Source organism: Microbispora sp. NPDC046933 (assembly GCF_040644635.1).
Lineage (GTDB): Bacteria > Actinomycetota > Actinomycetes > Streptosporangiales > Streptosporangiaceae > Microbispora.
Window position 1 is genome coordinate 225,137 of the sequence record NZ_JBEYWW010000011.1, and the last position, 26,418, is coordinate 251,554.

Genomic DNA, 26,418 nt, shown 5'->3' on the forward strand with positions numbered 1-26,418 from the left:
GAACCGCCCGGGCCGCCCGCCGTCCGGACCGACCTGGCGGCCGGCTGGATCAACGAGTACGGCCCTTCGGCGGACGGGGGCGGCCAGAAGGAGGAGAAGCCGTCCTCCCCCCGGAGGACCGGCCCCCGCGCTGGCGGACGGTAGCGTTCCCTCATGCGGTGGCCCTCGACGCGCCGGCTCGTCACTCAGCGTCCCTTCACTGGCAGGCCCTTCGCGCTCTCGCGCGGCACGGTCCTCGACATCGGCCTGGCGGTGTGCGGGACCGGGCTCGACGTGCTCGTCAGCGCCGGATCCTGGAACGGGTGGAACGGCCCGGCCCCGGTGTGGGTGGGAATGGGCTTCGCGCTGCTGGCCGGGCTGCCGATGGGCCTGGTGCGCCGATGGCCCGGCCCGGTGGCCGTCTACCTGTCCGTGCTGCTGGTGGTCTGCGACCAGATCGGCGCGTTCACGGTCAACACCCTGCAGGTCCTGCTGCCGATCTCGGTGGGCGTGCTCGCCCGGTTGCGCGGCTGGGGCTGGACGGCCCCGACCGCCGTGCTCGCCTCCGCCGCGACGGCCGTGAACCTCGCCGACCCCGGCGTCGCGCTCACGAGCAACACCTGGTTCTACTCCGTCGGCCTGATCGCGGCCCCCGTGCTGATCGGCCGCTACCTGCGCGGCCAGGAGGGGCGCCGCAGGGAGGATCCCGCGCCGCTGCTCGACCTGCTGTTCGCCGGCGGCGGGGTGGCGCTGTCGGTGCTGACCACCTGGCCCTACTGGCACAGTGGCGAGCCGCCCGTGTGGGCGGTCGCGCTCGGGGTGATGCTCGCGGGGCTCGCACTGGGCGTCGTGCGGCACCTGCCCGGCGCGGTCCTGCTGCTGGAGAGCCTCGCGCTGGTCGTGGCCGACCAGTACGTCCCGAGGACCGGCAACAGCCTGCAACTGCTCGCCCTGGTGGCCCTCGGCGTCTTCGCGACCGCCGCCACCTGGCCGTGGGTCACCGCGGCGTACGCGCTGACCTGCTCGGTCGCCGCGATCGTGGTCGTGGACGACCCCGGCGACGTCACCCCGTTCCGGGTGGTGGCGCTGATGACGATGGTGACCGCGCCAGTGGCGATCGGCCGGTACGTGGGCGTGCGGCAGGCCCAGGCCAGGCACGCCGCCGAGCTGGCCGCCGAGCGGACCAGGGCCGGCCGGCTCGCCGAGCGGGAGCGGATCGCCCGCGAGGTCCACGACATCGTGGCCCACCACGTGGGGGCGATGGTGCTGCGGGCGAGTGCCGCGCAGTACGCGGGGGCCAGCGGGCCGGCCGCCGAGGCGCTGGCCGACATCAGGGACACCGGGCACCGGGTGCTGGAGGACCTGCGCGGCCTGCTGGCCGTCCTGCGCGACCCGGACGAGGCACTGGGTTCCGATCTCATGCTCGCGAACATGCTCGCCGACCCCGGCGACGTGCTGCGCGACGCCGTGGCCCGGATGTCGGCGGCCGGTCTGCGGGTGGACCTGCGGCTTTCGGCCGAGGCGGAACGCGCCCCGCTGGTGGTGCGGGCGTCGGCGGCGAGGATCGTCCAGGAGGGGTTGACGAACGTGCTCAAACACGCAGGGCCGGGGGCCCGGGCGGAGGTCGACGTGGCGATGCGCCCCGACGCGCTCACGGTCGAGGTGCGCAACGGCCCCGGTGCCGCCCGCCCCCCGGACGTGCTGCCGTCCCACGGGCAGGGCATCGCGGGCATGCGGGAGCGGGCCCGCGCCTTCGGCGGGCACGTCACCGCGGGCCCGGCCGAGGACGGCGGGTGGCGGCTGACCGCCTCGCTGCCGGTCCCCCGTGAGAACCGGCCGCAGTGCCACGTGTCGGGGAGGTTCGCGTGATCCGCGTCGTCGTCGCCGACGATCAGGCCCTGGTGCGGGCGGGTGTCCGGATGATGCTGGAGGCGGCCGGCGACATGGAGGTGTGCGGGGAGGCCGCCGACGGGGCCGAGGCCGTACGGCTGGCCGAGCGCCACCGTCCCGACGTGGTGCTGATGGACCTGCGGATGCCGCGCGTCGACGGCCTGGAGGCCACCCGCAGGATCCTCGCCGCCCAGCCGTCCGCCCGGATCGTCGTGCTCACCACGTTCTCCGAGGACGAGAACCTCTACGCCGCGCTGGGCGCGGGCGCGCTCGGGTTCCTGGTCAAGGACGACCCGCCCGCCCGGATGGTCGAGTCGGTACGGCGGGCGGCGACGGGGGAGCCCCCGCTCGCGCCGTCCGTGCTGCGGCGGGTGGTCGAACGGGCCCTGGCGGCCGAGCGGCAGGCGGTGCCGCTTCCGCCCGGCCTCACCGAGCGCGAGGCGCAGGTCCTCACCCTGGTCGGGGTGGGCCTGTCCAACGCCGAGATCGCCGACCGGCTGCACGTTGGGATCACGACGGTCAAGAGCCACGTCGCCGCGCTCATCGAGAAGCTGGGGCTGCGCAACCGCACCCAGGCGGCGGTGATGGCGCACCGGTTCGGCTTGGTCGACAACGGGTTCAACCCCATGGCTCCTCCCCGGAGCGGCCGGGACGGCGGCATGTAGGGTCTGGGGCGTGAACGCTGCCGAGGACCGGATCTGGACGGTGCCCAACCTGCTGAGCGCCCTGCGGCTGCTCGGCGTCCCCGTCTTCCTCTGGCTCGTGCTGGGTCCCCACGCCGACGGGTGGGCCATCGCGCTGCTGGCGCTCGCGGGCTTCAGCGACTGGCTCGACGGCAAGCTCGCCCGCGCCTGGAACCAGATCAGCAGGCTGGGCCGGCTCATCGACCCGCTCGCCGACCGGCTCTACATCCTCGCCACCCTGGTCGGCCTGGTCCTGCGGGGCGCCGTCCCCTGGTGGCTGGCGCTTGCGGTGCCGCTGCGCGACGTGCTGCTCCTGTGGGTGCCGCCGGTGCTGCGGCGGCACGGGTACGGCCCGGCGCTGCCCGTCCACTTCCTCGGCAAGGCCGGCACCGCCGCCCTGATGTACGCGTTCCCGCTGCTGTTCCTGGCCTCGCACGAGGGCTGGTACGCCGAGATTGCCGCGATCTTCGGATGGGCCTTCGCCATCTGGGGAACTGGTCTGTATTGGTGGGCGGGGGTGTTGTATGTCGTACAGGTGCGCCAGCTAACGAAGGGGTGACCCGTGAAGGCCGTCGTCATGGCGGGCGGGGAGGGGACACGGCTGCGGCCGATGACCGCGAACCAGCCCAAGCCCCTGCTCCCCATCATCAACCGGCCGATCATGGAACACGTGCTCCGGCTGCTGAAGCGGCACGGTTTCACCGAGACCGTGGTGACCGTGCAGTTCCTGGCCGCGCTGATCCGCAACTACTTCGGCGACGGCGACGAGCTGGGCATGACCCTCCACTACGCCACCGAGGAGGTCCCCCTCGGAACGGCCGGCAGCGTGAAGAACGCCGCCGACAAGCTCCGCGACGACCGCTTCCTGGTCATCTCGGGCGACGCGCTCACCGACATCGACCTGACCGACATGCTCCGCTTCCACCGCGAGAACCGGGCGCTGGTCACCATCGGGCTCAAGCGCGTGCCCAACCCGCTGGAGTTCGGGATCATCATCGTGGACGACAGCGGCCGCATCCAGCGCTTCCTGGAGAAGCCCACCTGGGGCCAGGTGTTCTCCGACACGGTCAACACCGGCATCTACATCATGGAGCCGTCGGTCCTCGACGAGATCGCCCCCGCCCAGTCGGTCGACTGGTCGTCCGACGTCTTCCCCAAGATGCTCGAACGGGGCTGCCGGCTGTTCGGCTACGTCGCCGAGGGTTATTGGGAGGACGTCGGCACGCACGAGAGCTACCTCAAGGCCCAGGCCGACGTGCTGGAGGGCAAGGTCAAGGTCGACTTCGACGCGTTCGAGCTGGCCCCGGGCGTGTGGGCCGCCGAGGGCGCCTCGGTGGACGCCGAGGCCGTGCTCAAGGGCCCCCTCTACATCGGCGACTACGCCAAGGTCGAGGCCGGTGCCGAGCTGCGGGAGTACACCGTGCTGGGCAGCAACGCCGTCGTCAAGGAGGGCGCGTTCCTGCACCGCGCGGTCGTCAGCGACAACGTGTACGTCGGCCCGGCCGCCCACCTGCGCGGCTGCGTGATCGGCAAGAACACCGACGTGATGACCGGCGCCAGGATCGAGGAGAACGCGGTCGTCGGCGACGAGTGCGTCATCGAGGCCGAGGCGTACGTCTCCTCCGGCGTGAAGATCTACCCGTTCAAGACGATCGAGGCGGGCACGGTCGTGAACACCAGCGTCATCTGGGAGTCACGGGGCCAGCGCAGCCTGTTCGGCCCCCGTGGGGTCTCCGGGCTGGTCAACGTCGAGATCACCCCGGAGCTGTGCGTACGGCTGGCCAGCGCGTACGCCACGACGCTGCGCAAGGGCGACACGGTCGTCACCTCACGGGACGCCTCGCGCGCGGCGCGGGCGCTCAAGCGGGCGGTGATCAGCGCGCTGAACTCCAGCGCGATCAACGTGGTCGACCTGGAGGCCGCCGCCCTGCCGGTCGCCCGGTTCAACACCTCGCGGGAGAACGTCAAGGGCGGCATCGCCCTGCGCACCACGGCGGGCGACCCGCAGAGCGTCGACATCGTGTTCATGGACGAGACGGGGGCCGACCTGTCCCAGGCGGCCCAGCGCAAGCTGGAGCGGGTCTTCTCCCGGCAGGAGTACCGGCGCGCCTTCCCCGGCGAGATCGCCGAGCTGACCTTCCCCGCCCGCGCCGTCGACACCTACGCCCGGGAACTGCTGGCCTGCATCGACATGTCCGGGGTGAAGGACACCGAGATGAAGGTCGTGGTCGACTGCGCGGGCGGCACCTCCTCGCTCGTGCTGCCGAGCCTGCTGGGCCGGGCCGGGGTCGACGTGCTCACCGTGAACAACCGCCTCGACGACGCCTCGCCCACCGAGACGCTCGCCGAGCGCCGCCGCGACCTGCAGCGCCTGGCGGAGCTGGTGGCGTCGGCGCGGGCGGCCTTCGGCGTGCGGTTCGACCCGGTGGGGGAGCGGGTCTCCCTGGTGGACGAGATGGGCCAGCTGATCAGCGAGGAGCGGGCGCTGCTCGTCGTGCTCGACCTGGTGGCGGCCGAGCGCCGGGGCGGCCGGGTGGCCCTGCCGGTCACCACGACCCGGGTGGCGGAGATGGTGTGCCGCTTCCACGGCGTGCAGGTCGACTGGACGGCCACGAGCATCGACACGCTGACGAGGGCGGCCAGGCATCCCGACACGATCTTCGCGGGCGACGGGAAGGGCGGCTTCATCGTCCCGGAGTTCGCGCCCACCGTGGACGGCCTGGCGGTGTTCCTGCGCCTGCTCGGCCTGGTCGCGCGCACCCGGCTGTCGCTCAGCCAGATCGACGCCCGTATCCCGGAGGCCAAGCTGCTCAAGCGGACCGTTCCCACGCCCTGGGCGCACAAGGGGGCGGTGATGCGCTCGGTCGTCGAGGCGGCCGAGGGCCATCGCCTGGACACCACCGACGGCGTCCGCGTCGTGGAGGACGACGGAAGCTGGGCCCTCGTCCTGCCCGACCCCGCCGAGGCCGTCACCCACCTGTGGGCCGAGGGCCACGACATGGACACCGCCCAGGCCCTCCTGGAACGCTGGGCCCACGTCGTCGAACAGGCCGCCGGCGCCCACTGACACCCCATGCACGCGATGGCGCGCAACCGTGCCGCGGAGCGGCTGCCCCATGCGAGGTTTACGGGGCGCAACCGTCCCGCGAGGGGCGCGGCCGTGGTCTGGACTGACGAGCGAGGGGTGCGAGGAACGAGCGCCCCGAGCGAGGAGGGCTGTGCTCATGGCGCGCCTGCGGCACGACGACGCGGCCTGAAAGCGCCCCGAGCAGGCCTTGCCGGAGGCGAGGCCAATGAACACTGTGTGGCGGGATGGACCTTGAACCTCCGCTGGCTGTAGCGTTGGTCAGTCCACGCCCAGCCGCGGTCTTGACCTTTGTGCCTGATCAGCGTAAGTTGCGGCATTCGCAGTTTGAGCTAGTCCTAGAGCAAGTCGTGAGAGAGGCCGAGCCGTTCGATGCCCAGCGTCTACTGCACGCAGTGCGGTCATGCCAACCCCGAGGATGCCCGTTTCTGTTCACGATGCGGTTCGCCGCTGAGCGCTCCGGCGCCCGTCGCAGCCGACACGACCTCGACGATCTCGCTCGAGGCGCTTGAGGCGGAGACGGGCCAGACGCTTCTGCCGGACAGGGCCGCGGTCGAGCAGTTGCCCCCCGGCACGGCTCTTCTGGTCGTCATGCGGGGCCCGAACGCGGGCAGCCGATTTCTGCTCGACAGCGACCTCACTACGGCGGGTCGCCACCCGGAAAGCGACATTTTCCTGGACGATGTGACCGTGTCCAGGAGGCACGTGGAGTTCTACCGGCGCGGCGGCCAGTTCACCGTGCGTGACGTGGGCAGCCTCAACGGCACCTACGTCAACCGGGAGCGCATCGAGGAGTCCCCGCTGCAGGGCGGCGACGAGGTGCAGATCGGCAAGTTCCGGCTGGTGTTCCTCACGCGTGGTCCCGGAGGGCTGTGATCGGTGAGGAGGAGGAGTCATGAGCGCGCAGGCCGTACGGGCGTTCATGAGCATCGGGGAGGTGCTCGCCCTGCTGCAGGGCGAGTTCCCGGACGTGACCGTCTCCAAGATCCGGTTTCTGGAGGGTGAGGGGCTGATCGAGCCCCAGCGGAGCCCGTCGGGGTACCGCAAGTTCACCTACACCGACGTGGAGCGCCTGCGGTACATCCTGCGGGCGCAGCGTGACCAGTACCTGCCGCTCCGGGTGATCAAGGATCAGCTGGACGAGCAGGCGGCCCGTCCGCACGCCGTGTCCGCCGGCGCCCCGCCCGTGCGTCTCAGCCGGGAGGAGCTCATCGAGGCCGCAGGCATCGACGAGGAGACCCTGGCCGAGATGGAGAGTTTCGGCCTGGTCGCTCCCGTGGCGCGCCGGTACGACGGGGAGGCGCTGGAGGTCGCGCGCAGCGTGGGGGCGCTGGCGCGGTTCGGCCTGCAGGCGCGGCACCTGAGGGCGCTCCGCGCTGCCGTGGAGCGGGAGGCCGGTCTCATCGAGCAGGCGGTGGCCCCGCTGCTGCGCCGCAAGGCGCCGGGGGCGATCGCCGAGGCGGACGAGACCGCCCGGGAGATCTCCGGACTTCTCCAGGAACTGCACAATGCGTTACTGCGTGGGAGTGTTCGCGGCGTTCTGGGGCGGTGACCGGCACATCCGCACCTCCGTGGGTGTTACGTTGAATGCCTGGTGATATGCCGCGACGCTTGAGACGGAGCCGCCCGTGTTGCAGATGGAGGTCGTGGGGGTTCGCGTTGAGATGCCCACCAACCAGCCGATCGTTCTCCTGAAGGAGACGAGCGGTGATCGGTACCTGCCGATCTGGATAGGCATGACCGAGGCGACCGCTATCGCGTTGGCCCAGGCGGAGGAGCCGCCGCCCCGGCCGCTGACCCACGACTTGTTCCGTGACGTTCTTGAGGCCTTGGGGGTGCGGTTGCGCACCGTCAACATCGTCGCGCTCCGCGATGGAATCTTCTTCGCCGATCTGGTCTTCTCCAACGGTGTGGAGGTCAGCGCACGTCCTTCGGACTCGATCGCGCTGGCGTTGCGTACGGGTGCGACGATCTACGCGAGTGAGGACGTGATCCAGGAGGCGGGCGTGAGCATGCCCGACGATCAGGAAGACGAAGTGGAAAAGTTCCGTGAGTTCCTGGACAAAATCACGCCGGAGGACTTCGGCCGGGCGGGCTGACGTGCCGGGCGATTTCGGGAGATTACGCTTCACGACGCGCCGGACGGGGTCGTTGACTGACGATGGCCCCGGTCCTACGGTGCAAGGGAAACCACGGTTGTAATTCACGAACCCCCAGATCAGACCGTGGGATGAGAGAAAGCCGGAGGTCCGCAGTGGCGGTCAGCAGCGGCGAGGGTAAGTCGGCCGGCCAGCACGACCCGGTTCGGCAGGCGGCGCGTGAGCGCGCCGGCGAACAGGGTCTGCTGTTCGACGAGCAGCCGACGGCGCTGCCCCAGGGCATCGGATACCGCGGGCCCACGGCGTGCGCGGCGGCCGGGATCACCTACCGGCAGCTCGACTACTGGGCCCGGACCGAACTGGTGCTCCCGACGATAAGGGCCGCCCAGGGATCCGGGTCCCAGCGACTGTACAGCTTCCGCGACATCCTCGTCCTGAAGGTCGTCAAACGTCTTCTGGACACGGGGGTCTCCCTCCAGCAGATACGCACCGCCGTACGGCACCTGCGCGACCGCGGCGTCAACGACCTGGCCCAGATCACTTTGATGAGCGACGGCGTGAGCGTCTACGAGTGCACGAGCGCCGACGAGGTGATAGACCTGCTGCAGGGCGGTCAGGGCGTGTTCGGCATCGCGCTCGGGCGGGTCTGGCGGGAGGTCGAGGGATCGCTGGCGGAGCTTCCGGGTGAGCGTGCGGAGGCCGCTCCGGATGCGGAGGGGGACCATCCGGCGGACGAGCTGGCCCGCCGCAGGAAGGCCCGCAGGACCGGCTGAGCGGCCGGTGCCCCGGCGACCGCTCGAAGCCGGGCGGGCCGCGGGTGAGCGGAGGCCGGGGCGGGTGAGAAAGCGGGTCAGGCACCCGCCGAGGGCCGCGCCGGAGGCAGGTCGAACTCGTCGTCGGGCATCCGCAGCAGGGCGACGGAGGCGCCGGCGAAGCCCACGGCCGCGACCAGCAGCCCGATGCCCGACGCGACGTGTCCGGGCATGAACGGGTGCGTGAACCCGCCCGCCGCGAGGACGATGCCCATCCAGGCCGGCGCCGCGCCGCTGCGCCACAGCGCGAGGCCGAGCAGCAGCAGGCCGACGACGATGCCCACGATGAACAGCAGGCCCGCCGCCAGTTGCACGGGGTCGTCCTCCAGAGCGCTCTGGAGCCTCGCCATGGTCGCCACGTCGAAGTCGCGCGTCACCGTGAGGTACGCGAGGTCGTCGCCGCCGCGGATCAGGGGGAATCCGGCCAGGTCGCCGAGCAGCGCGAAGAGCGCGCCCGCCGTGGTGAGCCGGGGAGCGCCGCGCCGCGCCACGCAGGCCACGGCGAAGGTGGCCGGGATCAGCCCGACCAGGAACGGCAGGGCGAACCAGCGGATCGTCCCTGCCAGCTGCTCGTGGGCCGCGTACGCCGCGACCGTGGCCTCGAACGACTCGCCGCCGTCCACGGGACTGAACAGGTGGTTGAGGCCCATGCCGAGCATGGGGAGTGGGGCGACGACGGCGAGCAGCACCCGCCAGAAGCCACGCACGTCCCGGAGCGGCTTGTGGGTGGTAGCACGGGTGTCGGTGTCCGGCTGCATGACGGTCCTCTCGAAAGATCTGATGGTCGTCCGGTCGGGTCCGATGGTGAAGGCCGCACGCTCCCGCCGTCGTGGGCGCGGTCTCCCGGTTCGGTCCCGGCCGCTCCCGCCGGCCCCGGGAACGCGCTCCTATGGCCGATGGGAGCGGCGGGACCCGATGATGAGTCCATGGCAGTCAGGCGGGCCGGCCCGGTCGCGGCGCTCACCCTCACGGTGGTCGTCGTCGCGGCGGCGTGGGTGTCGTGGTTCCTCGGAGGGCTCACCTTCGCCGACGCGGCCGAGGGCTCCTACCTGCTGACGAACAGCGCCCAGGCGCTGACCTTCACCGCGTTCGGCGCGCTGGTGCTGGCGTACCGGTCCGGGCACCGTATCGGGCTCCTTTTCGTGGTGTACGGCGCCTGCTACACGCTGAGCGTGGCCTGCCTGGGCCTGCTTTCCGGCGCGGTGGGGTTGCCGCAGTGGTGGGCGCGGGCGGTCGAGCTGCTCGGCATCACCGTGTGGATCCCGGCGCCCGCCGTCTGCCTTCCGCTGATCATCCAGCTGTTCCCGGACGGCAGGCCGCTGTCCCGGCGCTGGCGACCGCTGGCCCTCGCGACCCTCGCCGTCCTGCCGCTCACGCCGGTCCTGACCCTGCCCGTGGCGGCTGGGATCGCCGAGGGGGGCTCGGCCTCGGGCGCCCCGATCCTGCCCGCTGCGGCAGGCGAGGCCGCCCTGCGGCTGACACCGGTGTTCGTCGTCGCCGACGCGCTGGTGCTGCTGGCCTCCCTCGGCGCGCTCGGCCTGCGCACCCGCCGGTCCCGCGGGGCGCCGCGGCTGCAGCTGATGTGGCTGTTGTGGGCGGTGGGACTCTTCGTGGCCCTCAACGTCCAGCGGATCGTCACGACCGACGGGCCGGTGCTGTTCCTGCTGACCCTGCCGCTCATCCCGGCCGCCGTCACGGTGGCGATCCTGCGGCACCGGCTGTACGACATCGAGCTGATCGTCAACCGGTCGCTGGTGTACGCGGTGCTCACGCTCGGCGTCGTCATGGTGTACCTGGGCATCGTCGCGGCGCTGTCCGCGCTGGCGCAGGACCGGCTGTCGGCCACCCCGCTGATCGCGACCGCGGTGATCGCGCTCGCCTTCGCGCCGGCCCGTTCCGCCGTCCAGTCCGTGGTGGACCGGGTCATGTACGGGCAGCGCCGCGACCCCGCGGCGGCGGCCGCCCGCGTCGGTCTACGGCTCGGCGCCGGCCTGGACGGGGTGCTGCGCGCCGTGTGCGAGGCGCTGCGGCTGCCGTACGCCGCGGTCAGCTCCGACGGGCGGCTGGTCGCGACCTACGGCCGGCCGCCTCAGCTGCGGCACATCGTGTCGCTGGAGGTGGCCGAGGGGCCGCCCGCCGACCTGCTCGTCGGGCTGCGGGCCGGGGAGAGCCGGCTGTCCGGCGCCGACCGGCGCGCCCTGGGGCTGCTGGCGCCCCGGTCGGCCTGGCCCTGCAGGCGGTGCGTCTGTCGGAGCAAGTGGGCGAGTCCCGCAAGCGCATCGTGGCCGCGCGGGAGGAGGAACGCCGGCGGCTGCGCCGCGACCTGCACGACGGCCTCGGCACGGTGCTCACCGCGGTGACCCTCAAGGCCGACGCCGCCCACAACCTGCGCCGCACCGACCCGGAGCGGAGCGGGCGGCTCCTGCTCGACCTGCGCGCCGACGTGACCACCGCGATCGCCGACATCCGCCGCCTCGTCTACGACCTGCGCCCGCCCGACCTCGACGAGCTCGGGCTCGTCGGCGCGCTGCGCCGGCGTGCCCAGCAGTCCTGGCGCCGCGAGCACGCCGGGTGCGTGGTCACGGTCGACGCCCCGGACGACCTGCCGCCGCTGCCCGCCGCGGTGGAGGTGGCGGGGGAGGTGAGCGACAACGGCTCCGGGGGCGCCGGCGCCTGGCCGCACGGCGTGGGCCTGCGATCCATGCACGAGCGGGCCGCCGAACTGGGCGGTACGCTCACCGCGGGGCCCACCGACCGGGGAGGTCGAGTCCACGCCCGGTTACCACTGGAGCGGTCATGACCGCGGGGAACAGATCAGGATCGTGGTCGTCCACGACCACCCGCTGACGCGGGAGGGCCTGCGCGCCCTGGTCGCGTCGCTGCCCGACATCGTGGTGGTGGGGGAGGCCGGTGACCACGGCGATCTTCGCCAGGCTGGCGGTGCCCGACCGGGCCGAGGCCATCGTCCGCGCCCGCCAGGCCGGTCTCGGCGCCGATCTCGCGCAAGGTGCGAGTCGGGCCGATCCGGGTAGCGGGTAGAGTAGGCACGGCCGACGACCTCGTGCGGGAGAGACCCCTGGATATCAGGGGCGCCGAAGGAGCAAACCTCCCCGGAATCTCTCAGGCATCCGTACCGCACGGACGAGGCGACTCTGAAAAGCAGGCCCGCCGGCCAGGCGGTGCCTCACCGAAGGGGAAAGCCGGGCTCGACGGCCCGGTGAAGCTCTCAGGTCCGATGACAGAGGGGGAGACCGCTTCACGACCGGCCGCGCCGTGTGGGCGCCGGGCGGTCGCCGCAGGTCTCGACCCGCCCAGGAGGCCCCTGTCATGACCGATCGGTCCACGCTTCGCGACCTTTCCGCTCCGCCCTTCGCGACCCGTCATATCGGCCCCTCGGAGGCCGGCCGCGCCCGAATGCTGGAGGCCGTCGGCTACGAGTCGGTGGCCGACCTGGTCGCCGTGGCCGTGCCCGAGGCGATCCGCACGCGCGGCCCGCTGAACCTGCCCGAGGCGGTGGGGGAGGCCGAGGCCCTGGCCGAGCTGCGTGCCCTCGCCGGCCGCAACCGGGTGCTGACCCCGATGATCGGCCTCGGCTACCACGACACGATCACCCCGGGCGTCGTCCTCCGCAACGTGCTGGAGAACCCGGGCTGGTACACCGCGTACACGCCGTACCAGCCGGAGATCTCGCAGGGGCGGCTGGAGGCGCTGCTGAACTTCCAGACGGTCGTGTCGGACCTCACCGGCCTCGACGTCGCCGGGGCGTCCCTGCTCGACGAGGGGACGGCCGCGGCCGAGGCGATGACGCTGGCCCGCCGGGCGAGCAAGGTGAAGACCGACGTGTTCGTGGTGGACGCCGACGCGCTGCCGCAGACCAAGGCCGTGCTGGCGACCCGCGCCGAGCCGCTCGGCATCACGCTGGTGGAGTCGGACCTCGCCGGTGAGCTGCCCGAGTGCTTCGGGGTCCTCGTCCAGTATCCGGGCGCGAGCGGCCGGGTGGCGTCCTTCCGCGCGGTCGCCGAGCGGGCGCACGCCCAGGGGGCGCTGCTGGTGGCCGCGGCCGACCTGCTGGCGCTGACCCTGCTGGAGTCCCCCGGGGAGCAGGGCGCCGACATCGCCGTCGGTTCCTCCCAGCGCTTTGGGGTCCCGCTGGGCTATGGCGGCCCCCACGCGGCGTACATGGCCGTCCGCGAGGGCCTGCAGCGGCAGATGCCGGGCCGCCTGGTCGGGGTCTCGGTGGACGCCGACGGCCGCACGGCCTACCGGCTGGCCCTGCAGACCCGCGAGCAGCACATCCGCCGGGAGAAGGCCACCAGCAACATCTGCACCGCGCAGGTCCTGCTCGCCGTCATGGCGTCGATGTACGCCGTCTACCACGGCCCGGAGGGCCTCAGGAGGATCGCCCAGCGGGCGCACCGCCATGCGGCGGTCCTGGCCGCCGGGCTGCGCGACGGCGGCGTGGAGGTCGTCCACGACGAGTTCTTCGACACCGTGCTCGCCCGCGTGCCCGGGCGGGCCGCCCAGGTCGTGGCCGCCGCCGCGGAACGGGGCGTGAACCTGCGCCTGGCCGACGACGACCACGTCGGCGTCGCCTGCGATGAGAAGACCACCACGGACCACCTGCGGGCGGTCTGGGCGGCGTTCGGCGCGTCCGAACCCGTGGTCGAGGACCTCGACCGGGTGACCTCCGACGCTCTCCCGGCCGACCTGCAGCGGACCTCCGGCTTCCTCACCCACCCGGTGTTCCACTCCCACCGGTCCGAGACGGCCATGCTGCGCTACCTGCGGCGCCTGCAGGACAAGGACATCGCGCTCGACCGCTCGATGATCCCGCTCGGCTCCTGCACGATGAAGCTCAACGCGACGACCGAGATGGAGCCGGTCACCTGGCCGGAGTTCGCCTCGATCCACCCGTTCGCGCCGGCGGAGCAGGCCGAGGGGTACGCCGAGCTGATCGCGACGCTGGAGGGCTGGCTGGCCGAGGTCACCGGCTACGATCGGGTGTCGATCCAGCCGAACGCCGGCTCCCAGGGCGAGTTCGCCGGGCTGCTGGCGATCAGGTCCTACCACCGCTCCAGGGGCGAGGACGGGCGCGACGTGTGCCTCATCCCGTCCTCTGCGCACGGCACCAACGCCGCCAGCGCCGTCATGGCGGGCATGCGGGTGGTCGTGGTGGCCTGCGACGCCGACGGCAACGTGGACCTGGCCGACCTCGCCGCCAAGATCGACAAGCACCGCGACGCGCTCGCCGCGATCATGGTGACCTACCCGTCCACCCACGGCGTGTACGAGGAGACGATCGTCGAGATCTGCGAGCGGGTCCACGAGGCCGGCGGGCAGGTCTACGTCGACGGGGCCAACCTCAACGCGCTGGTGGGCCTGGCCAAGCTGGGCGAGTTCGGCGCGGACGTCTCCCACCTGAACCTGCACAAGACCTTCTGCATCCCGCACGGCGGCGGCGGCCCCGGCGTCGGCCCGGTGGCGGTCAAGGCCCACCTCGCCGAGCACCTGCCGGAGCACGTGTCGGCGGCGCCGTACGGCTCGGCGGGCATCCTGCCGATCTCCTGGGCGTACGTCAGGATGATGGGCGCCGACGGGCTGCGGCAGGCCACAGAGCAGGCGATCCTGTCGGCAAACTACCTGGCCCGGCGCCTGGCGCCGCACTACCCGGTGCTGTACACCGGGCGGGACGGCCTGGTCGCGCACGAGTGCATCGTCGATCTGCGCCAGATCACCAAGGAGACCGGCGTCACGGTGGACGACGTGGCCAAGCGGCTGATCGACTACGGCTTCCACGCGCCCACGATGTCGTTCCCCGTCGCCGGGACGCTCATGATCGAGCCCACCGAGAGCGAGGACCTGGCCGAGCTCGACCGCTTCGCGGACGCGATGATCGCCATCCGCGAGGAGATCGCCAAGGTCGCGTCGGGCGAGTACGACAAGACCGACAACCCGCTGCGCAACGCCCCGCACACGGCCGAGTGCCTGACCGCGGATGAGTGGAGCCACCCGTACTCGCGGGCGGTGGCCGCCTACCCGGTGCCCGGCCTGCGGGACGACAAGTACTGGTCGCCGGTGCGCCGCATCGACCAGGCGTACGGCGACCGCAACCTCGTCTGCTCCTGCCCGCCCCTCGAGGCATATGAGGACTGAGGCGTACGAGGACTGATCGGTTGAGCATGTCGGCCCCGCCCGGCGGCCGGTCTCGTTAAGATCGCGGTGATCGTTTCTCATCACCTGCGACCATGCGAGGCCCCTGTATGACGGCCATCGATTCCGGGCGGCGGTCCGACCGGCTCGACCACGCGCGCCGGCTCGCCGAAAGCGGCGACCTCGACGGTGCGGCCGCGATCTTCGCGGAACTCGCCGCGGACGAGAACGCGCCGGACCGCGGCGAGGCCGGCGAGGGCCTGTCCGTCGTGGTCGAGCGCATGGCCGAGCGGCTGCTGGAGGACGGCGAGCCCGAGCGGGCCGCCGACGTCCTGCTGGAGGCGCTGTCGATCAGCGCTGTGGCCGACCCGGCGCGTCTGCGGGTGCTGCTCGGCATGGCGCACCTGGAGATGGCGTGCGCGCAGTTCGCCGGGGCCGTGGAGGACAGCCGCCAGGAGGGAGCCGACTCTGGCACCGGGGCCCTCGCGATCGAGCTGCTGGCCCGTACGCTGCCGCTGCGGGGCCGCGACGCCGACGCGGAGACCGTGTGGCGCTACGGCCTCGACCATCCCGACGAGGCGCTCGCCGACCAGGTGCGGCTGCGCCTCGGGCGGGACGTACGCCCCGCCATGGAGGGCGTCGAGGGCTGAACGGCCGGGCGGGGTCAGCGCTGGGAGCGGCGGCTGATGGCGTAGGCGAAGTTGACCGCGATGATCCCGCCCCAGGACAGGAGCAGGCCCGCCAGCCCCGCGTTCGCCACCGCGATCCCGGTCAGCGGGATGCCCAGGGCAAGTGACCCCATGGCCACGCCCACGGCGCTGTCCTTCTGCTTGACCGGGGGACCGGGCGGCTGGTGACGTAGCTGGGCCGCCACCTCGTTGCGTATCCGTGCGGCGATCTCCACGTCCAGCTTGTCGAGGAACGAGTCGACCAGCGCGTCCTCGTACTCCGGGCCCAGATCGCGGCGGGCCGCCATGACGGCTCGCAGGTCCTCGCGGGTCGAAGACGCCGCCGGCGGCGGAGGGACGGGATGCCCGGGCGCGGGCGGCTGCTGCGATGCGATGTCCGTCACCATGACATTCTGGCCTCTTCCGCGGGGGCGTGCCATCCTCCGGACGGAGGGTCGCCTCCTCCCGCTTCAGCCGGACCCGCTACCGTCAGCGGCATGGAGATCGAGACCCCGCACGGCCGCGCCCTGGCCGAGGTGGACGAGGCGGCCGATCCCCGGCTGCTGCTGGTCCTGACCCACGGGTCCGGGGGAGGGGTGGACGCCCCCGACCTGCTCGCCGTACGGGACGCGGTGCTGGCCTCCGGGGGGACCGTCGCCCGGGTGGTGCAGCCGTTCCGGCTGCGCGGCGCGCGAGCGCCGGGGTCGGCGGTCAAGCAGGACGAGGCGTGGCTGTCGATCGTCGCCGCGCTCCGCGAGCGTCACCCGGGCCTGCCGCTCGTCCAGGGCGGGCGGAGCAACGGCGCGCGGGTCGCCTGCCGCACCGCGCGCGCCGCCGGGGCCGAGGCGGTGGTGGCGCTCGCGTTCCCGCTCCACCCGCCGGGTAAGCCGGAGCGGTCACGGGCGGAAGAACTGCGGCAGGCGGGGACCCCCGTGCTCGTGGTCAACGGGGATCGGGATCCGTTCGGCGTGCCGGATGAGAAGGACGCCGCACGTCTCGTGGTCCTCTCGGGGGAGGGGCACGAGTTCAAGAAGGACCCCGCCCGGGTGGGCGAGGTGGTGGCGCGGTGGCTGCTTTCGCCTCTGCCGGCAGAGGGCTAGGCCGCGCTGATGGCCATGTCGGTGGGCCGGTGGGGGGCGATGACGCCGCCGTCGGGCAGCAGCTCGCCGGTGTCCTCGAACAGCACGACGCCGTTGCAGAGCAGGCTCCAGCCCTGCTCGGGGTGACAGGCTATCGTGCGGGCGGCTTCTCGGTCCTTTGCATCCGCACTGGGACAGGCCGGTTCATGAGGGCACATCGCCGGGGCTCCGTGTCTTTATCGTTCGCTCGTTTTGTCTTCCGGGTGTCCGTGGGGTATGACGCACACCACACTGGACTACACCAGTTTGCGGCTCGGCCGCATCCGTACGACATAGTCCGTTCGGAGCATTTCCGCCGGTCGGGCAGGGGACCCGGCCGCACCCCGAGCAGGCTCGCGCACACTGATGTGACCTAGTACACAAGAATGCCCCATTGGAGGCAACGGTCCGGCCTCGACACGCCGACGGCCGGGTAACCGGGAGATCACAGATTCCGGGCGCCGGGCGCGACCGATGTGGACGGCCCGGAAATCCGCCGTCCCGCTCAGCCGCCGAGGCCGGCGATCAACGCGTCGAGGCCGTGCTCGAAGTCGCGCTCGCCCTCGGCGGTGCGCGCGTCGCGCACCTCGGCGTCCGGGTCGGCCCACCCCGACTGCTGGACCTCGACCGCCACGCTGCCGAACACATAGGCCCGCAGGGCGCGGACCGCTCCCGCCGGGTCGCCCGCTCCCGCCTCGCGCAGCTGCTCGGTCTGCTCCCTGATCGCGATGAGGGCCGACCCCTTCGGCGGCTTGGTGAGGGCCAGCGACAGCACGCCCGGGTGCTCCAGCAGCGCGGCGCGGCTCGCGCGGGCCCAGGCGCGCGCCCTGTCCTGCCAGGTGGCGGCGGCGGCCGGATCGACCCCCACGGTCGTCACGTGCTCGGCGAGGGCGTCCATCAGCGCCTCCTTGCCCCGAGGCAGGTGGTGATAGATGGCCATGGCCTCCACCTGGAGGGCGTCGCCGAGGCGGCGCATGGTCAGCCGGCGCAGGCCCTGGCCGTCGGCGATGTGCAGGGCGGCGTCGATGATCCGCTCGCGGGACAGGGGGACGGGCGGTCGCTTGGCAGGCACGGCGATCATGCTGCCACATCGACCCTTACTTCGTAAAGGGCGGCACACCCTGCGGTGCGGGCCCCCACGCGGAGCGCGTACGCTACCGACTGCGACGCGAGTTCGATACCGAAGGGGCTGACGATGGCGTTTTTCCGTCCGCGGGTGAGCCGGGAGGCGGAGGTCCGCTACCACGCGGATCTGGAGATCCGGAAGAACTTCGACGACGTGCTGGAGAAGGTCCGGGTGGCGCAGCGGCGGTTCCAGGAGGCGAAGGCGGCGGGCGTGCCGCTCCCCGAGCTCCGTGAGGCGGCCCTGGGCCTCGACGCCGCCCTGACCGAGGCGCTGCGCGCCGCGGAGGCGGGGCAGCGCGCCACTTTCGGCGTGAAGTCCTACGACAGCAGGATCGCCCGGCGCAAGGCGAAGGCCACCCCCGAGGGCGCGCTGTGGACCGACGAGGTGAACCGCCTGCGCACGCTGCGCGAGGCGCACCGCCTCAGCGGCATCCCCCGGGTGCCCCGCGCCTCCAAGACCGGCGACCCCGCCCGCCTGACCCCGCGCGACGTGCGCAAGGGCCTGGCCGCCGCGCACCACTAGGCACGAGCAGGCCTACGCAGGCCCGCCCGCCGGCCCGCCGGGTTCTTCCGCCCCGGCGGGCCGGTCGTCGTTCTGCCCGGCGTGCCCCGGGGGATCGCCTCCTGACAGGGGGACTCGCAAGGTCTACGATTCCGCCTCACACCCGGGCGTTCGCATTGTTGGAAAGGCCCGGGGTCCAGAGAGGCAGGCTCCCCCTTGACTACCGACTCACGGTTCGCGCCGCGCGCGGGAACACTGACGTCGTCGCCGCTCGAACCCCTCTTCACCAGGGAATACGACGCCGACCCCGCCCTCGTCCACGAACGGTTCCGCACGGCGTACGGGCCCGTGGCCCCCGTCGACCTCCTCGGCGTCCCTGTCTGGTTCGTCCTCGGCTACGAAGAGGTGCTGCACGTCCTGCAGAACGCGGGCGACCGGTGGAGCAAGTGCGTGGCCAACTGGCGGGCGTTCACCGAAGGCCGGGTTCCCGCCGATTGGCCGCCGTTGACCCTCCTCACAGCGGACAACACCGGGTTCCAGGACGGGGACAGACACCGTCTGGGCCGCGCGGCCTGGGACGCGGCGCTGCGGCCATTCCAGGACCCCGCTCATCCGCAGGCCCAGGCGATGGAACGCGCCATCCTGCGGTACTGCGACGATCTCATCGACGTCGTCACGGAGGGGACGTCCTCCGGGCTCGCGGACCTGTGCGCCCAGTATGGGCGGCCGCTGCCGTTGATGGTCGCCAACCACCTCCTCGGCGTCACCCTCGAGTACGGGGACGACATGGTGATGGACTTCTGGCGTCTGCTGGACGGTCCGGACTCCGGCGGGGCGTACCAGCGGCTCTACGCCGCCCTTCACGATCTCGTGACGGCCAAACGGAGCCGCCCCGGTGAGGACTTCATCTCCTACCTGTTCGCCGCCAAGCCGGACTTCACCGATGACGAGCTGGCCCGCGAGCTGTTCCTGCTGCCCGCCTTCCTGGACTTCACCGGTAGCCTCATCTGCAACGCGGTGGTCGAAGTGATCACCAACCCGCGGCTGCGGACGACTCTCTCGACGGGCGCGATCGAGGAGGCGGTGAACCGGGTCGCGATGCTGAAACCGGCGATCGCCAACGTCACCCTCCGCTACGCCAAGGCGGACGTGAAGCTCGGGGGTTTCACGATCGCCGCGGGTGACCCCGTGCTGCTGTCCGTCGCGGCGGCGAACAACGATCCGCAGATCGCCTCCGCGCTGAGCGACGACACCGTGCGCAGCACCCGGGCGCACCTGTCGTGGGGCGCGGGACCGCACCGGTGCCCGAGCCGGCGGCTGGCCACCCAGATCACCACCATCGCCGTTCGCCGGCTGCTGGAGCGGTTCTCGACGCTGAGGCTCGCCCTCCCGCCCGATCAGCTGCCCTGGCGTCCCTCTCCCTTCATGCGCGCGCTGCGGTCCCTTCCCGTGCAGTACGAGGTCCGCCAGGACTTCGCACTGCGGCCTCGCCGGGAGAGCCGGGAGACGGCAGGGGCAGGCGACTCGGCGAGCCGGCCGCAGGGCATCCCCGGCGACGGCGACAGGCCACCCGCCCGCTCCGCGCTGTGGGCGTTCCTGCACCGCCTCCGCGGCGGCAGAAGGGACGACCACCAGGCCGGCTGAAAAGCCGTACGGCCGCACCCTCTGAGGGTGCGGCCGTACGAATATCCGGGATCAGCCGCTCAGCTGGCCCAGTCGAGCAGCGGGCGGGTGTTGCTCGGGTGGCGCAGCTTGGACAGCGACTCCTTCTCCAGCTGGCGGATCCGCTCCCGGGTCAGGCCCAGGTGCTTGCCGATCTCGTCCAGCGTGTGCGGCTTGCCGTCGGCGAGGCCGAAGCGCAGGCTCATGATCTTGGCCTCGCGCGGCGACAGGTTGCTCAGCACGCCCTTGAGCTGCTCGGCCAGCAGCTGCCGGTCCACGACCTCGGACGCCTCGGGAGAGTCGACGTCCTCGATGAGGTCGCCGATCCGGGTCTCGCCGTCCTCGCCGATGGTCGAGTCGAGGCTGATCGGCTGCCGGCTGGTGCGCAGCAGCTCCTCGATCTGGTCCGGGGTCTTGTCCAGCTCGACGGCCAGCTCCTCCGGCGTGGGCTCCCGGCCGAGCCGCTGGTGCATGTCACGCTCGACGCGCGACAGCTTCGACAGCATCTCCAGCACGTGGACGGGCAGCCGGATCGTACGGGCCGAGTCGGCGAAGCCGCGCTGGATGGCCTGCCGGATCCACCACATGGCGTACGTCGAGAACTTGTAGCCCTTGGTGTAGTCGAACTTCTCGACCGCGCGGATCAGGCCGAGGTTGCCCTCCTGCACGACGTCGAGCAGGGCCATGCCGCGGTCGGTGTACTTCTTGGCCACCGAGACGACCAGGCGGAGGTTGGCCTCCAGCATGTGGTCCTTGGCCCGCCTGCCGTCCTCGATGACCCACTCCAGGTCCTCGCGCACGTGCGGGGGCAGGTGCTCGCCGTTCTCGAGCGCGGTCTCCAGCTTGTACTCGGCGTACAGCCCGGCCTCGATGCGCTTGGCCAGCTCCACCTCCTGGGCGGCGGTGAGCAGGGTGCGCCGGCCGATCGACTTCAGATAGGTGTGCACCGAGTCGCCCATGACCGAGGAGGTGTCGTCGAGGTCGAGCGTCTCGCCGTCCTCCGCCTCGGCCTCGTCGGCCTGGAACTCCTCGTCGTACGGCTCCTCGTCGGCGGCCTTGGCCGTCTTCTTCGCGGCGCTCTTGGCGGCCGGCGCGCTCTTGGTGGCCTGTGCCGCGGCCTGGGCGGCCCGGCGGGACTTCCTGGCCGGCGCCTTGGCGGGGGTCCGCGCCCCCGTCTCGCCGGCCGCCTCGGCCTGCGCGCCCGGCTCGTTCTCCGTGCCGTTGTCGGCGGCCAGGTTCACGCCCGCCTCGGTGAGCTCGCGCAGGATCGAGCGGCCCTCGACGGGGCTGACGCCGGCCTTCGCGAAGGCCTCGCGCAGCTCCGACAGGGAAAGGCGACCCTGTGCACGGCCTTGCTCCAGGAGCAGGTCGAGCGTCGTCGGGGTCGCCTCGCGCTCGGGCGAGGCCGCCACGGCGGTCCGGGGCATGAGGACACCTCCTCCTTGCGGAGTTCATGGTTGGTTCGAGGTTTCTAATGCTTGCGATCGGGGCGCGGCGTCCGGCGGCTCAGCGCACCAGTATCAATAACGCTCTCGCGCCCGGTTTGTTCCCTCACCCCGCGGGGGAGGCTGTTGGACTCGCCCGGGCGGCCCGGTCAGTCGGGAACGGCGGTGACGGTGACCTGGGGCAGCGGCATGGGGTTCGCGTCCTGGATGCGCTCCCGCGTCCAGTAGTCGGAGACCTCGTCCGGGTCGTCCACGAGATCCTCGAACACCACGTCGGGGTCGACCTCCGGAGTGGACCGCGGCTCGGTGAGGCCGCCGTGGCCGGGGTCGGCGGGAGAGACCTCGATCGACCCCCGGTGGCCGCCCGTGGCCGGGCCGAGCTTGGCGGCGGGGGCGTCGCCCACCTTCGCGACGTCGTCCAGGCGGCCGGCGAAGGCGGCGGCGGTGACCGACGCCCCGCCCACGATGACGACGCCGACGAGCACGGCGGAGGCCATCGTCTTGTGGGCCGGCGTGAGGCGGATCGGTTGCATGCGGCGTCCCCTTCCCCTGCTCTTACAGACGCACGAAGGTCATCCGCGGTTCCGGTTCTTGAGCTCGACCATATCGGGTTTGCCGTTCGGCAGGAGCGGGATCTGGGACACCAGCTCGACGGCGCGCGGCGCGGCGTAGGCGGGCAGCCGCTCCTTGGCGAAGCCCCTCAGCTCGCCGAGCGTGACCTCGCCGGGGCCCCGGGGGACCACGACGGCGACCACGATCTCGCCCCACTCGGGGTCGGGCCTGCCCACCACCACGACGTCGCGTACGGCGGGGTGCCCGGCCAGGACCTCGGCGACGGCGCCGGCCACGACCTTCCGGCCGCCGGTGTTGATCACGTCGTCGGCCCGGCCCAGCACGGTGAGCCGTCCGTCCTCCAGGGAGCCCAGGTCGGAGGTGACGAACCAGCCGCCCTCGAAGGGCCGCTCCTCCCGCAGGCGGTAGCCGGAGAACAGCACCGGGCCCGTGATCCGCACCCGCCCGTCGCCGCCGATCTTGACCTCGACGCCGTCGAGCGGTACGCCGTCGTACACACAGCCGCCGCTCGTCTCGCTCATGCCGTACGTGGTGACGATCCTGGCCCCCGCCGCGCGGGCCTCGGCCAGCAGGGCCGAAGGGGCGGCGGCGCCGCCGAGCAGGATCGTGCCGAAGGCCGCGACGTCCGCCCCCGCGTCCAGCATCCGCCGCAGCTGGGTGGGGACCAGCGAGACGTGGTCCGCCCCGCTCGCGGCGACCTCGCCGGGGGAGAAGCGCGCGTGGACGATCGGCTCGGTGCCGCACAGCAGCGACCGGACGAGCACCTGCGCGCCCGAGATGTGCGACGGCGGCAGGCAGCACAGCCAGCGGTCGCCCTCACGGGCGCCGAGCCTGGTCAGCGAGGCGCGGGCCGAGGCCAGCAGCGCCTCGGCCGTCAGCTCCACACCCTTCGGGGTGCCGGTGGAGCCGGAGGTCGCGATGATCAGCGCCGCGTCGGACCGCTCCCCGTCCGGCTCGCGCCGGACGCCGTCGGCCGTGACGACGTGGGTGGGGCGCAGCGCGGCGAGCGTGGCCTCCAGCGCGGGCCGCGGCAGGTCGGGGGACAGCGGCAGCACGGCGGGCCCGTCCCCGGTCAGGGCCTGCCGTACGGCCTCGGACAGGGCGGGCCCCGGGGGCAGGACGAGGGCGTGCACGGGTCGCTGTCCTGGTCGCTGTCCTGGGCGGTGTCCTGGAGTGCTGAGCACGGTCGTAAGGTTAGTCCCGGCGCGGCGGCCGGAGCCTACCGCCTGGTCGGTGACGGCGCCTGGTTTGTGACGGACGAAGGAGCGGGTGTGACGAGCGGGGTCGACTGGAAGCGGTCGGGCGAGTACGAGGACATCATCTACGAGACCGCGGAGGGAATGGCGAAGATCACGATCAACCGCCCCGAGCGGCACAACGCCTTCCGCCCCACGACCTTGTTCGAGCTCCGCGAGGCCTTCAACCGGGCCCAGGAGGACACCGAGGTCGGTGTGATCATCTTCACCGGCGCCGGGGACAAGGCGTTCTGCTCCGGCGGCGACCAGAAGATCCGCGGCGACGACGGCTACGTGGACGACAAGACCCACGGCATCGGCCGGCTCAACGTCCTGGACCTGCAGGTGCAGATCCGCCGCTGCCCCAAGCCGGTCATCGCGATGGTGGCGGGCTACGCCATCGGCGGCGGCCACGTGCTGCACGTCTGCTGCGACCTGACGATCGCCGCCGACAACGCGAGGTTCGGCCAGACCGGCCCCAAGGTGGGCTCGTTCGACGGCGGGTACGGCTCCTGGCTGCTCGCCGAGACCGTGGGCCTCAAGCGGGCCCGCGAGATCTGGTACCTGTGCCGCCAGTACGACGCCCAGACCGCGCTCCAGTGGGGCTTGGTCAACGCGGTGGTGCCGCTGGAGCGCCTGGAGGAGGAGACCGTCCAGTGGGCCCGCGAGCTGCTGGAGAAGTCGCCCCTCGCGCTGCGCATGCTGAAGGGCGCGCTCAACGCGGTGACCGACGGCGCGGCCGGCATGCAGCAGTTCGCCGGCGACGCGACGCTGATCTACTACATGAGCGAGGAGGCCCAGGAGGGCCGCGACGCGTTCAAGGAGAAGCGCAAGCCGGACTTCTCGAAGTTCCCCCGCCGCCCGTAGAAGGCCGCGAGATGACGGCGGCCTCTCCGTTTTGCCGTACGCTTGCGGCTGCGGGAACGGGAGGAGACGGGCGGGTGGACAGGAACCGGGCCGGTCTGGGCGTTCTGAATCTGGGCGTTCTGGAGGCGCGGCGGTGAACCCGGCGACCGCCCTCTCGACCGTCCTGGTCGACGAACTGGTGCGCTGCGGCGTCACCGACGTGGTGCTCGCTCCGGGCTCCCGGTCCGCGCCGCTGGCGCTCGCCGCGCACGCCGAGTCGCGGGTGCGGCTGCACGTGCGCGTCGACGAGCGGTCGGCCTCCTACCTCGCGCTCGGCCTGGCCAAGCGGTCCGAGCGGCCGGTGGCCCTGATCTGCACCTCGGGCACGGCGGCGGCCAACTTCCACCCCGCGGTGATCGAGGCGTCCGAGTCCGGCGTGCCGCTGCTCGTGCTGACCGCCGACCGGCCGCCCGAGCTGCGCGGCACCGGCGCCAACCAGACGATCGACCAGGTCAAGCTGTACGGCTCGGCCGTCCGCTGGTTCGCCGAGGTCGGCGTGCCCGAGGAGCGGCCCGGCCAGGTGGCCTACTGGCGGTCGCTGGTGTGCCGGGCCTGCCAGCGCGCCGCCGGGCCGCCGGACCCCGGGCCCGTCCACCTCAACGTGGCCTTCCGTGAGCCGCTGATCCCCGACGGCGACGTGAGCTGGTGCGAGCCCCTGGACGGCGACGCCTCCGGCGCGTGGTTCCGGGCGCGGGTCGCGCCGCCCTCCGCCGCCCTGCACATCCCGCCGACCCGGCGCGGGGTGCTGGTCGTGGGCGACGGCGCCGCCAACGTGCGGCGGTACGTCGCCGCCGCGGGCATGGCGGGCTGGCCCGTGCTGTCGGAGCCCAACGGCGGCGGCCGGTACGGCGACCACGCGATCTCGACCTACCACTTCCTGCTGGGCGACCAGGAGTGGGCCGACGCCCACCGGCCCGACGTCGTGGTCACCCTCGGCCGTCCCGGGCTGTCGCGCCCGCTGCTGTCGTGGCTGCGCCGGGCCGAGGAGCACATCGTGGTGGCCTCCGACCTGACCCGGTGGCCCGACCCGACCCGCTCGGCGACCCAGGTGGCCCAGGCCGTGGAGATCCCCATCGCCGCCGGCGGGGACGCCTGGCTGCGCGCCTGGCGGCACGCCGACCACCTGGCCCGGGAGGCGATCGACGCCGTGCTCGACTCCTCCGGGCTGACCGAGCCGCGGCTGGCCAGGGACCTCGCCGAGGTGCTGCCCAACGGCTCGCTGCTGTTCTGCGGGTCGTCCATGCCGATCCGCGACCTCGACCAGGCCATGCGCCCGCGGCGGGGGCTGCGGCTGATGGCCAACCGGGGCGCGTCGGGCATCGACGGCCTGGTCTCCACCGCCGTCGGGGCCGCGCTCGCCCACAACGGCCCGGCGTACGCGCTGATCGGCGACCTCACGCTGCTGCACGACCAGAACGGCCTGATCCTCGGCCCGCGCGAGCCCCGGCCCGACCTGTGCCTGGTGGTGGTGAACAACGACGGCGGCGGGATCTTCTCGCTGCTGCCGCAGGCCGCGCTGGAGGACCCGTTCGAGCGGGTCTTCGGCACCCCCCACGGGGTGGATCTCGGCTACGTGGCCGCCGCGAACGGCCTGCCGTACGCGCTGGTCGAGGACCCGGAGGAGCTGTCCAGGGCGATGAAGGGGGACGGCCTGCGGATCGTGGAGGCGCGCACCGACCGGGTGCGCAACGCGGCCGTCCACGTCGCGATGCGCGACGCCGTGCGCGCGGCGATGCGTGACTGATCGTCCTTCTATCGGCGTACCCGCATTGGTCCTTCCGGCGGATGCCGCACCCCCGAGGCGACGGCAGAATGGGTGCTGTCACCGGGTTGAGGAGTGAGATGCACGTCGACGAGTGGCTGCAGACCATCCCGTCCGTCTGGGTCTACGTGCTCGTGGGCGCCGTCATCGGGCTGGAGAGCCTGGGCATCCCGCTCCCGGGTGAGATCGTGCTGGTCAGCGCCGCGCTGCTGTCGTCCAGGGGGGTCGTGGACCCCGTGGTCGTCGGGATCTGCGCGAGCGGCGGCGCGATCGTGGGGGACTCGATCGGCTACCTGATCGGACGCAAGGGCGGACGGCCGCTGTTCGACCGGCTGGGACGGCGCTTCCCCAAGCACTTCGGCCCCGCGCACATCGCCAGGGCGGAGCACATGTTCAACCGCCACGGGATGTGGGCGGTGTTCTTCGGCCGCTTCATCGCCCTGCTGCGGATCCTCGCCGGGCCGCTGGCCGGGGCCCTCCACATGCCCTACTGGCGCTTCCTCGTCGCCAACGTCCTCGGCGGCGTCGCGTGGGCCGGCGGGACCACGGCCGCGATCTACTACCTGGGCATGGTGGCCGACAAGTGGCTCAAGGGCTTCTCGTGGGTGGGGCTGGTGGTCGCCCTCCTGTTCGGCCTGGGCACCACGGTGTGGCTCAAGCGCAAGACCGCCAAGGCGGCGGGCGAGGAGGAGAGCGTGCCGGAAACCGTCAGCGCCTCATAACG

At 72.5% G+C, this 26,418-nt stretch carries 26 protein-coding genes and 1 riboswitch; of the genes, 19 read left to right on the forward strand and 7 right to left on the reverse strand.

The genetic code is table 11. The annotated features are described in order from the left end of the window. The first annotated feature begins 153 nt into the window (after window positions 1-153). From ABZ857_RS17415 to ABZ857_RS17450, 8 genes are all read left to right on the forward strand, one after another. Window positions 154-1,848, forward strand: a complete 1,695-nt coding sequence (locus ABZ857_RS17415) for a histidine kinase (RefSeq protein WP_357043995.1) — start codon at window positions 154-156, stop codon at window positions 1,846-1,848. Next, window positions 1,845-2,534 (forward strand): response regulator transcription factor, encoded by a 690-nt coding sequence (locus tag ABZ857_RS17420; protein WP_357043997.1) that lies wholly within the window; start codon window positions 1,845-1,847, stop codon window positions 2,532-2,534. Before ABZ857_RS17415 ends, ABZ857_RS17420 begins: the two co-directional genes overlap by 4 nt. 10 nt (window positions 2,535-2,544) lie before the next feature. Further along, on the forward strand, window positions 2,545-3,111 hold the full coding sequence (locus tag ABZ857_RS17425) for a CDP-alcohol phosphatidyltransferase family protein (RefSeq protein WP_357026116.1): 567 nt from the start codon (window positions 2,545-2,547) through the stop codon (window positions 3,109-3,111). Between the two features lie 3 nt (window positions 3,112-3,114). Further along, window positions 3,115-5,619: a mannose-1-phosphate guanyltransferase gene (locus ABZ857_RS17430; protein WP_357043999.1), complete on the forward strand. Its 2,505-nt coding sequence runs from the start codon at window positions 3,115-3,117 to the stop codon at window positions 5,617-5,619. Window positions 5,620-6,009: 390 nt separating this feature from the next. Then, complete coding sequence (locus tag ABZ857_RS17435) at window positions 6,010-6,513, forward strand: FHA domain-containing protein (protein WP_079313913.1); 504 nt, start codon at window positions 6,010-6,012, stop codon at window positions 6,511-6,513. A gap of 19 nt (window positions 6,514-6,532) precedes the next feature. Then, entirely contained in the window at window positions 6,533-7,189 is a 657-nt protein-coding gene (locus ABZ857_RS17440) for a MerR family transcriptional regulator (RefSeq protein ID WP_357044002.1), read from the forward strand. Window positions 7,190-7,265: 76 nt separating this feature from the next. Beyond that, window positions 7,266-7,736, forward strand: coding sequence for a bifunctional nuclease family protein (locus ABZ857_RS17445; protein WP_139577972.1), 471 nt, complete (start codon window positions 7,266-7,268; stop codon window positions 7,734-7,736). A gap of 155 nt (window positions 7,737-7,891) precedes the next feature. Then, window positions 7,892-8,509 (forward strand): MerR family transcriptional regulator, encoded by a 618-nt coding sequence (locus ABZ857_RS17450; protein ID WP_030506528.1) that lies wholly within the window; start codon window positions 7,892-7,894, stop codon window positions 8,507-8,509. A gap of 77 nt (window positions 8,510-8,586) precedes the next feature. Here the strand turns inward: ABZ857_RS17450 and ABZ857_RS17455 are convergent, their stop codons facing one another. Continuing rightward, window positions 8,587-9,306: a hypothetical protein gene (locus tag ABZ857_RS17455; protein ID WP_357044004.1), complete on the reverse strand. Its 720-nt coding sequence runs from the start codon at window positions 9,304-9,306 to the stop codon at window positions 8,587-8,589. 168 nt (window positions 9,307-9,474) lie between these two features. Between ABZ857_RS17455 and ABZ857_RS17460 the strand changes: the two genes are divergently transcribed. The 5 genes from ABZ857_RS17460 to ABZ857_RS17480 all read left to right on the forward strand — a co-directional run bounded on the left by ABZ857_RS17460 (window position 9,475) and on the right by ABZ857_RS17480 (window position 15,348). Continuing rightward, on the forward strand, window positions 9,475-10,908 hold the full coding sequence (locus tag ABZ857_RS17460; protein WP_357044006.1) for a hypothetical protein: 1,434 nt from the start codon (window positions 9,475-9,477) through the stop codon (window positions 10,906-10,908). Next, window positions 10,830-11,348, forward strand: coding sequence for a histidine kinase (locus tag ABZ857_RS17465; RefSeq protein ID WP_357044008.1), 519 nt, complete (start codon window positions 10,830-10,832; stop codon window positions 11,346-11,348). The genes ABZ857_RS17460 and ABZ857_RS17465 overlap by 79 nt, the downstream gene beginning before the upstream one ends. 110 nt (window positions 11,349-11,458) lie before the next feature. After that, complete coding sequence (locus tag ABZ857_RS17470) at window positions 11,459-11,587, forward strand: hypothetical protein (RefSeq protein WP_357044010.1); 129 nt, start codon at window positions 11,459-11,461, stop codon at window positions 11,585-11,587. 15 nt (window positions 11,588-11,602) lie between these two features. Then, window positions 11,603-11,694: riboswitch (glycine riboswitch) on the forward strand. 181 nt (window positions 11,695-11,875) lie between these two features. Further along, a complete protein-coding gene (gcvP, locus tag ABZ857_RS17475) occupies window positions 11,876-14,701 on the forward strand; it encodes an aminomethyl-transferring glycine dehydrogenase (protein ID WP_357044012.1) in 2,826 nt (941 codons plus the stop codon). Between the two features lie 107 nt (window positions 14,702-14,808). Next, on the forward strand, window positions 14,809-15,348 hold the full coding sequence (locus ABZ857_RS17480) for a hypothetical protein (protein WP_357044014.1): 540 nt from the start codon (window positions 14,809-14,811) through the stop codon (window positions 15,346-15,348). Window positions 15,349-15,362: 14 nt separating this feature from the next. Here the strand turns inward: ABZ857_RS17480 and ABZ857_RS17485 are convergent, their stop codons facing one another. Then, window positions 15,363-15,770 carry a hypothetical protein gene (locus ABZ857_RS17485; protein ID WP_357044016.1) on the reverse strand — a complete coding sequence of 136 codons (408 nt, stop codon included), beginning with the start codon at window positions 15,768-15,770 and terminating at the stop codon, window positions 15,363-15,365. Between the two features lie 93 nt (window positions 15,771-15,863). Between ABZ857_RS17485 and ABZ857_RS17490 the strand changes: the two genes are divergently transcribed. Further along, entirely contained in the window at window positions 15,864-16,466 is a 603-nt protein-coding gene (locus tag ABZ857_RS17490; protein WP_357044018.1) for an alpha/beta family hydrolase, read from the forward strand. Here the strand turns inward: ABZ857_RS17490 and ABZ857_RS17495 are convergent. Next, on the reverse strand, window positions 16,463-16,663 hold the full coding sequence (locus ABZ857_RS17495; RefSeq protein ID WP_079313908.1) for a DUF5999 family protein: 201 nt from the start codon (window positions 16,661-16,663) through the stop codon (window positions 16,463-16,465). The genes ABZ857_RS17490 and ABZ857_RS17495 overlap by 4 nt on opposite strands. A gap of 326 nt (window positions 16,664-16,989) precedes the next feature. Next, window positions 16,990-17,565, reverse strand: coding sequence for a TetR/AcrR family transcriptional regulator C-terminal domain-containing protein (locus tag ABZ857_RS17500; protein WP_357044020.1), 576 nt, complete (start codon window positions 17,563-17,565; stop codon window positions 16,990-16,992). A 114-nt stretch (window positions 17,566-17,679) separates the two neighbouring features. Between ABZ857_RS17500 and ABZ857_RS17505 the strand changes: the two genes are divergently transcribed. Continuing rightward, window positions 17,680-18,132 carry a hypothetical protein gene (locus tag ABZ857_RS17505; protein WP_357044022.1) on the forward strand — a complete coding sequence of 151 codons (453 nt, stop codon included), beginning with the start codon at window positions 17,680-17,682 and terminating at the stop codon, window positions 18,130-18,132. Between the two features lie 195 nt (window positions 18,133-18,327). Continuing rightward, the gene (locus ABZ857_RS17510) at window positions 18,328-19,755 is read left to right on the forward strand and encodes a cytochrome P450 (RefSeq protein WP_357044023.1); all 1,428 of its coding nucleotides are present in this window, start codon (window positions 18,328-18,330) and stop codon (window positions 19,753-19,755) included. A gap of 59 nt (window positions 19,756-19,814) precedes the next feature. On the opposite strand, the gene ABZ857_RS17515 is transcribed toward ABZ857_RS17510, so the two are convergent. The 3 genes from ABZ857_RS17515 to ABZ857_RS17525 form a co-directional block, all read right to left on the reverse strand. Beyond that, window positions 19,815-21,200, reverse strand: a complete 1,386-nt coding sequence (locus tag ABZ857_RS17515; protein WP_357044025.1) for an RNA polymerase sigma factor — start codon at window positions 21,198-21,200, stop codon at window positions 19,815-19,817. A 167-nt stretch (window positions 21,201-21,367) separates the two neighbouring features. Next, window positions 21,368-21,751 carry a hypothetical protein gene (locus ABZ857_RS17520; protein WP_357044027.1) on the reverse strand — a complete coding sequence of 128 codons (384 nt, stop codon included), beginning with the start codon at window positions 21,749-21,751 and terminating at the stop codon, window positions 21,368-21,370. A gap of 39 nt (window positions 21,752-21,790) precedes the next feature. Further along, window positions 21,791-22,924 carry an AMP-binding protein gene (locus tag ABZ857_RS17525; RefSeq protein WP_357044029.1) on the reverse strand — a complete coding sequence of 378 codons (1,134 nt, stop codon included), beginning with the start codon at window positions 22,922-22,924 and terminating at the stop codon, window positions 21,791-21,793. Between the two features lie 138 nt (window positions 22,925-23,062). Between ABZ857_RS17525 and menB the strand changes: the two genes are divergently transcribed. From menB to ABZ857_RS17540, 3 genes are all read left to right on the forward strand, one after another. Next, complete coding sequence (menB, locus tag ABZ857_RS17530) at window positions 23,063-23,893, forward strand: 1,4-dihydroxy-2-naphthoyl-CoA synthase (protein ID WP_079313902.1); 831 nt, start codon at window positions 23,063-23,065, stop codon at window positions 23,891-23,893. 133 nt (window positions 23,894-24,026) lie between these two features. Next, entirely contained in the window at window positions 24,027-25,676 is a 1,650-nt protein-coding gene (menD, locus tag ABZ857_RS17535) for a 2-succinyl-5-enolpyruvyl-6-hydroxy-3-cyclohexene-1-carboxylic-acid synthase (RefSeq protein WP_357044031.1), read from the forward strand. Between the two features lie 98 nt (window positions 25,677-25,774). Beyond that, a complete protein-coding gene (locus tag ABZ857_RS17540; RefSeq protein ID WP_357044033.1) occupies window positions 25,775-26,416 on the forward strand; it encodes a DedA family protein in 642 nt (213 codons plus the stop codon). Window positions 26,417-26,418: the final 2 nt, after the last annotated feature.

Excerpts from the sequence above, each read along its gene's own strand:
- ABZ857_RS17435 (WP_079313913.1), top strand. The coding sequence starts at position 6,010 with ATGCCCAGCGTCTACTGCACGCAGTGCGGTCATGCCAACCCCGAGGAT.
- ABZ857_RS17505 (WP_357044022.1), top strand. The coding sequence starts at position 17,680 with ATGGCGTTTTTCCGTCCGCGGGTGAGCCGGGAGGCGGAGGTCCGCTAC.
- ABZ857_RS17495 (WP_079313908.1), bottom strand. The coding sequence starts at position 16,663 with ATGTGCCCTCATGAACCGGCCTGTCCCAGTGCGGATGCAAAGGACCGA.
- gcvP (WP_357044012.1), top strand. The coding sequence starts at position 11,876 with ATGACCGATCGGTCCACGCTTCGCGACCTTTCCGCTCCGCCCTTCGCG.
- ABZ857_RS17520 (WP_357044027.1), bottom strand. The coding sequence starts at position 21,751 with ATGCAACCGATCCGCCTCACGCCGGCCCACAAGACGATGGCCTCCGCC.
- ABZ857_RS17415 (WP_357043995.1), top strand. The coding sequence starts at position 154 with ATGCGGTGGCCCTCGACGCGCCGGCTCGTCACTCAGCGTCCCTTCACT.
- ABZ857_RS17460 (WP_357044006.1), top strand. The coding sequence starts at position 9,475 with ATGGCAGTCAGGCGGGCCGGCCCGGTCGCGGCGCTCACCCTCACGGTG.
- ABZ857_RS17515 (WP_357044025.1), bottom strand. The coding sequence starts at position 21,200 with ATGCCCCGGACCGCCGTGGCGGCCTCGCCCGAGCGCGAGGCGACCCCG.
- ABZ857_RS17540 (WP_357044033.1), top strand. The coding sequence starts at position 25,775 with ATGCACGTCGACGAGTGGCTGCAGACCATCCCGTCCGTCTGGGTCTAC.
- ABZ857_RS17490 (WP_357044018.1), top strand. The coding sequence starts at position 15,864 with ATGGAGATCGAGACCCCGCACGGCCGCGCCCTGGCCGAGGTGGACGAG.
- ABZ857_RS17440 (WP_357044002.1), top strand. The coding sequence starts at position 6,533 with ATGAGCGCGCAGGCCGTACGGGCGTTCATGAGCATCGGGGAGGTGCTC.
- ABZ857_RS17500 (WP_357044020.1), bottom strand. The coding sequence starts at position 17,565 with ATGATCGCCGTGCCTGCCAAGCGACCGCCCGTCCCCCTGTCCCGCGAG.
- ABZ857_RS17480 (WP_357044014.1), top strand. The coding sequence starts at position 14,809 with ATGACGGCCATCGATTCCGGGCGGCGGTCCGACCGGCTCGACCACGCG.
- ABZ857_RS17455 (WP_357044004.1), bottom strand. The coding sequence starts at position 9,306 with ATGCAGCCGGACACCGACACCCGTGCTACCACCCACAAGCCGCTCCGG.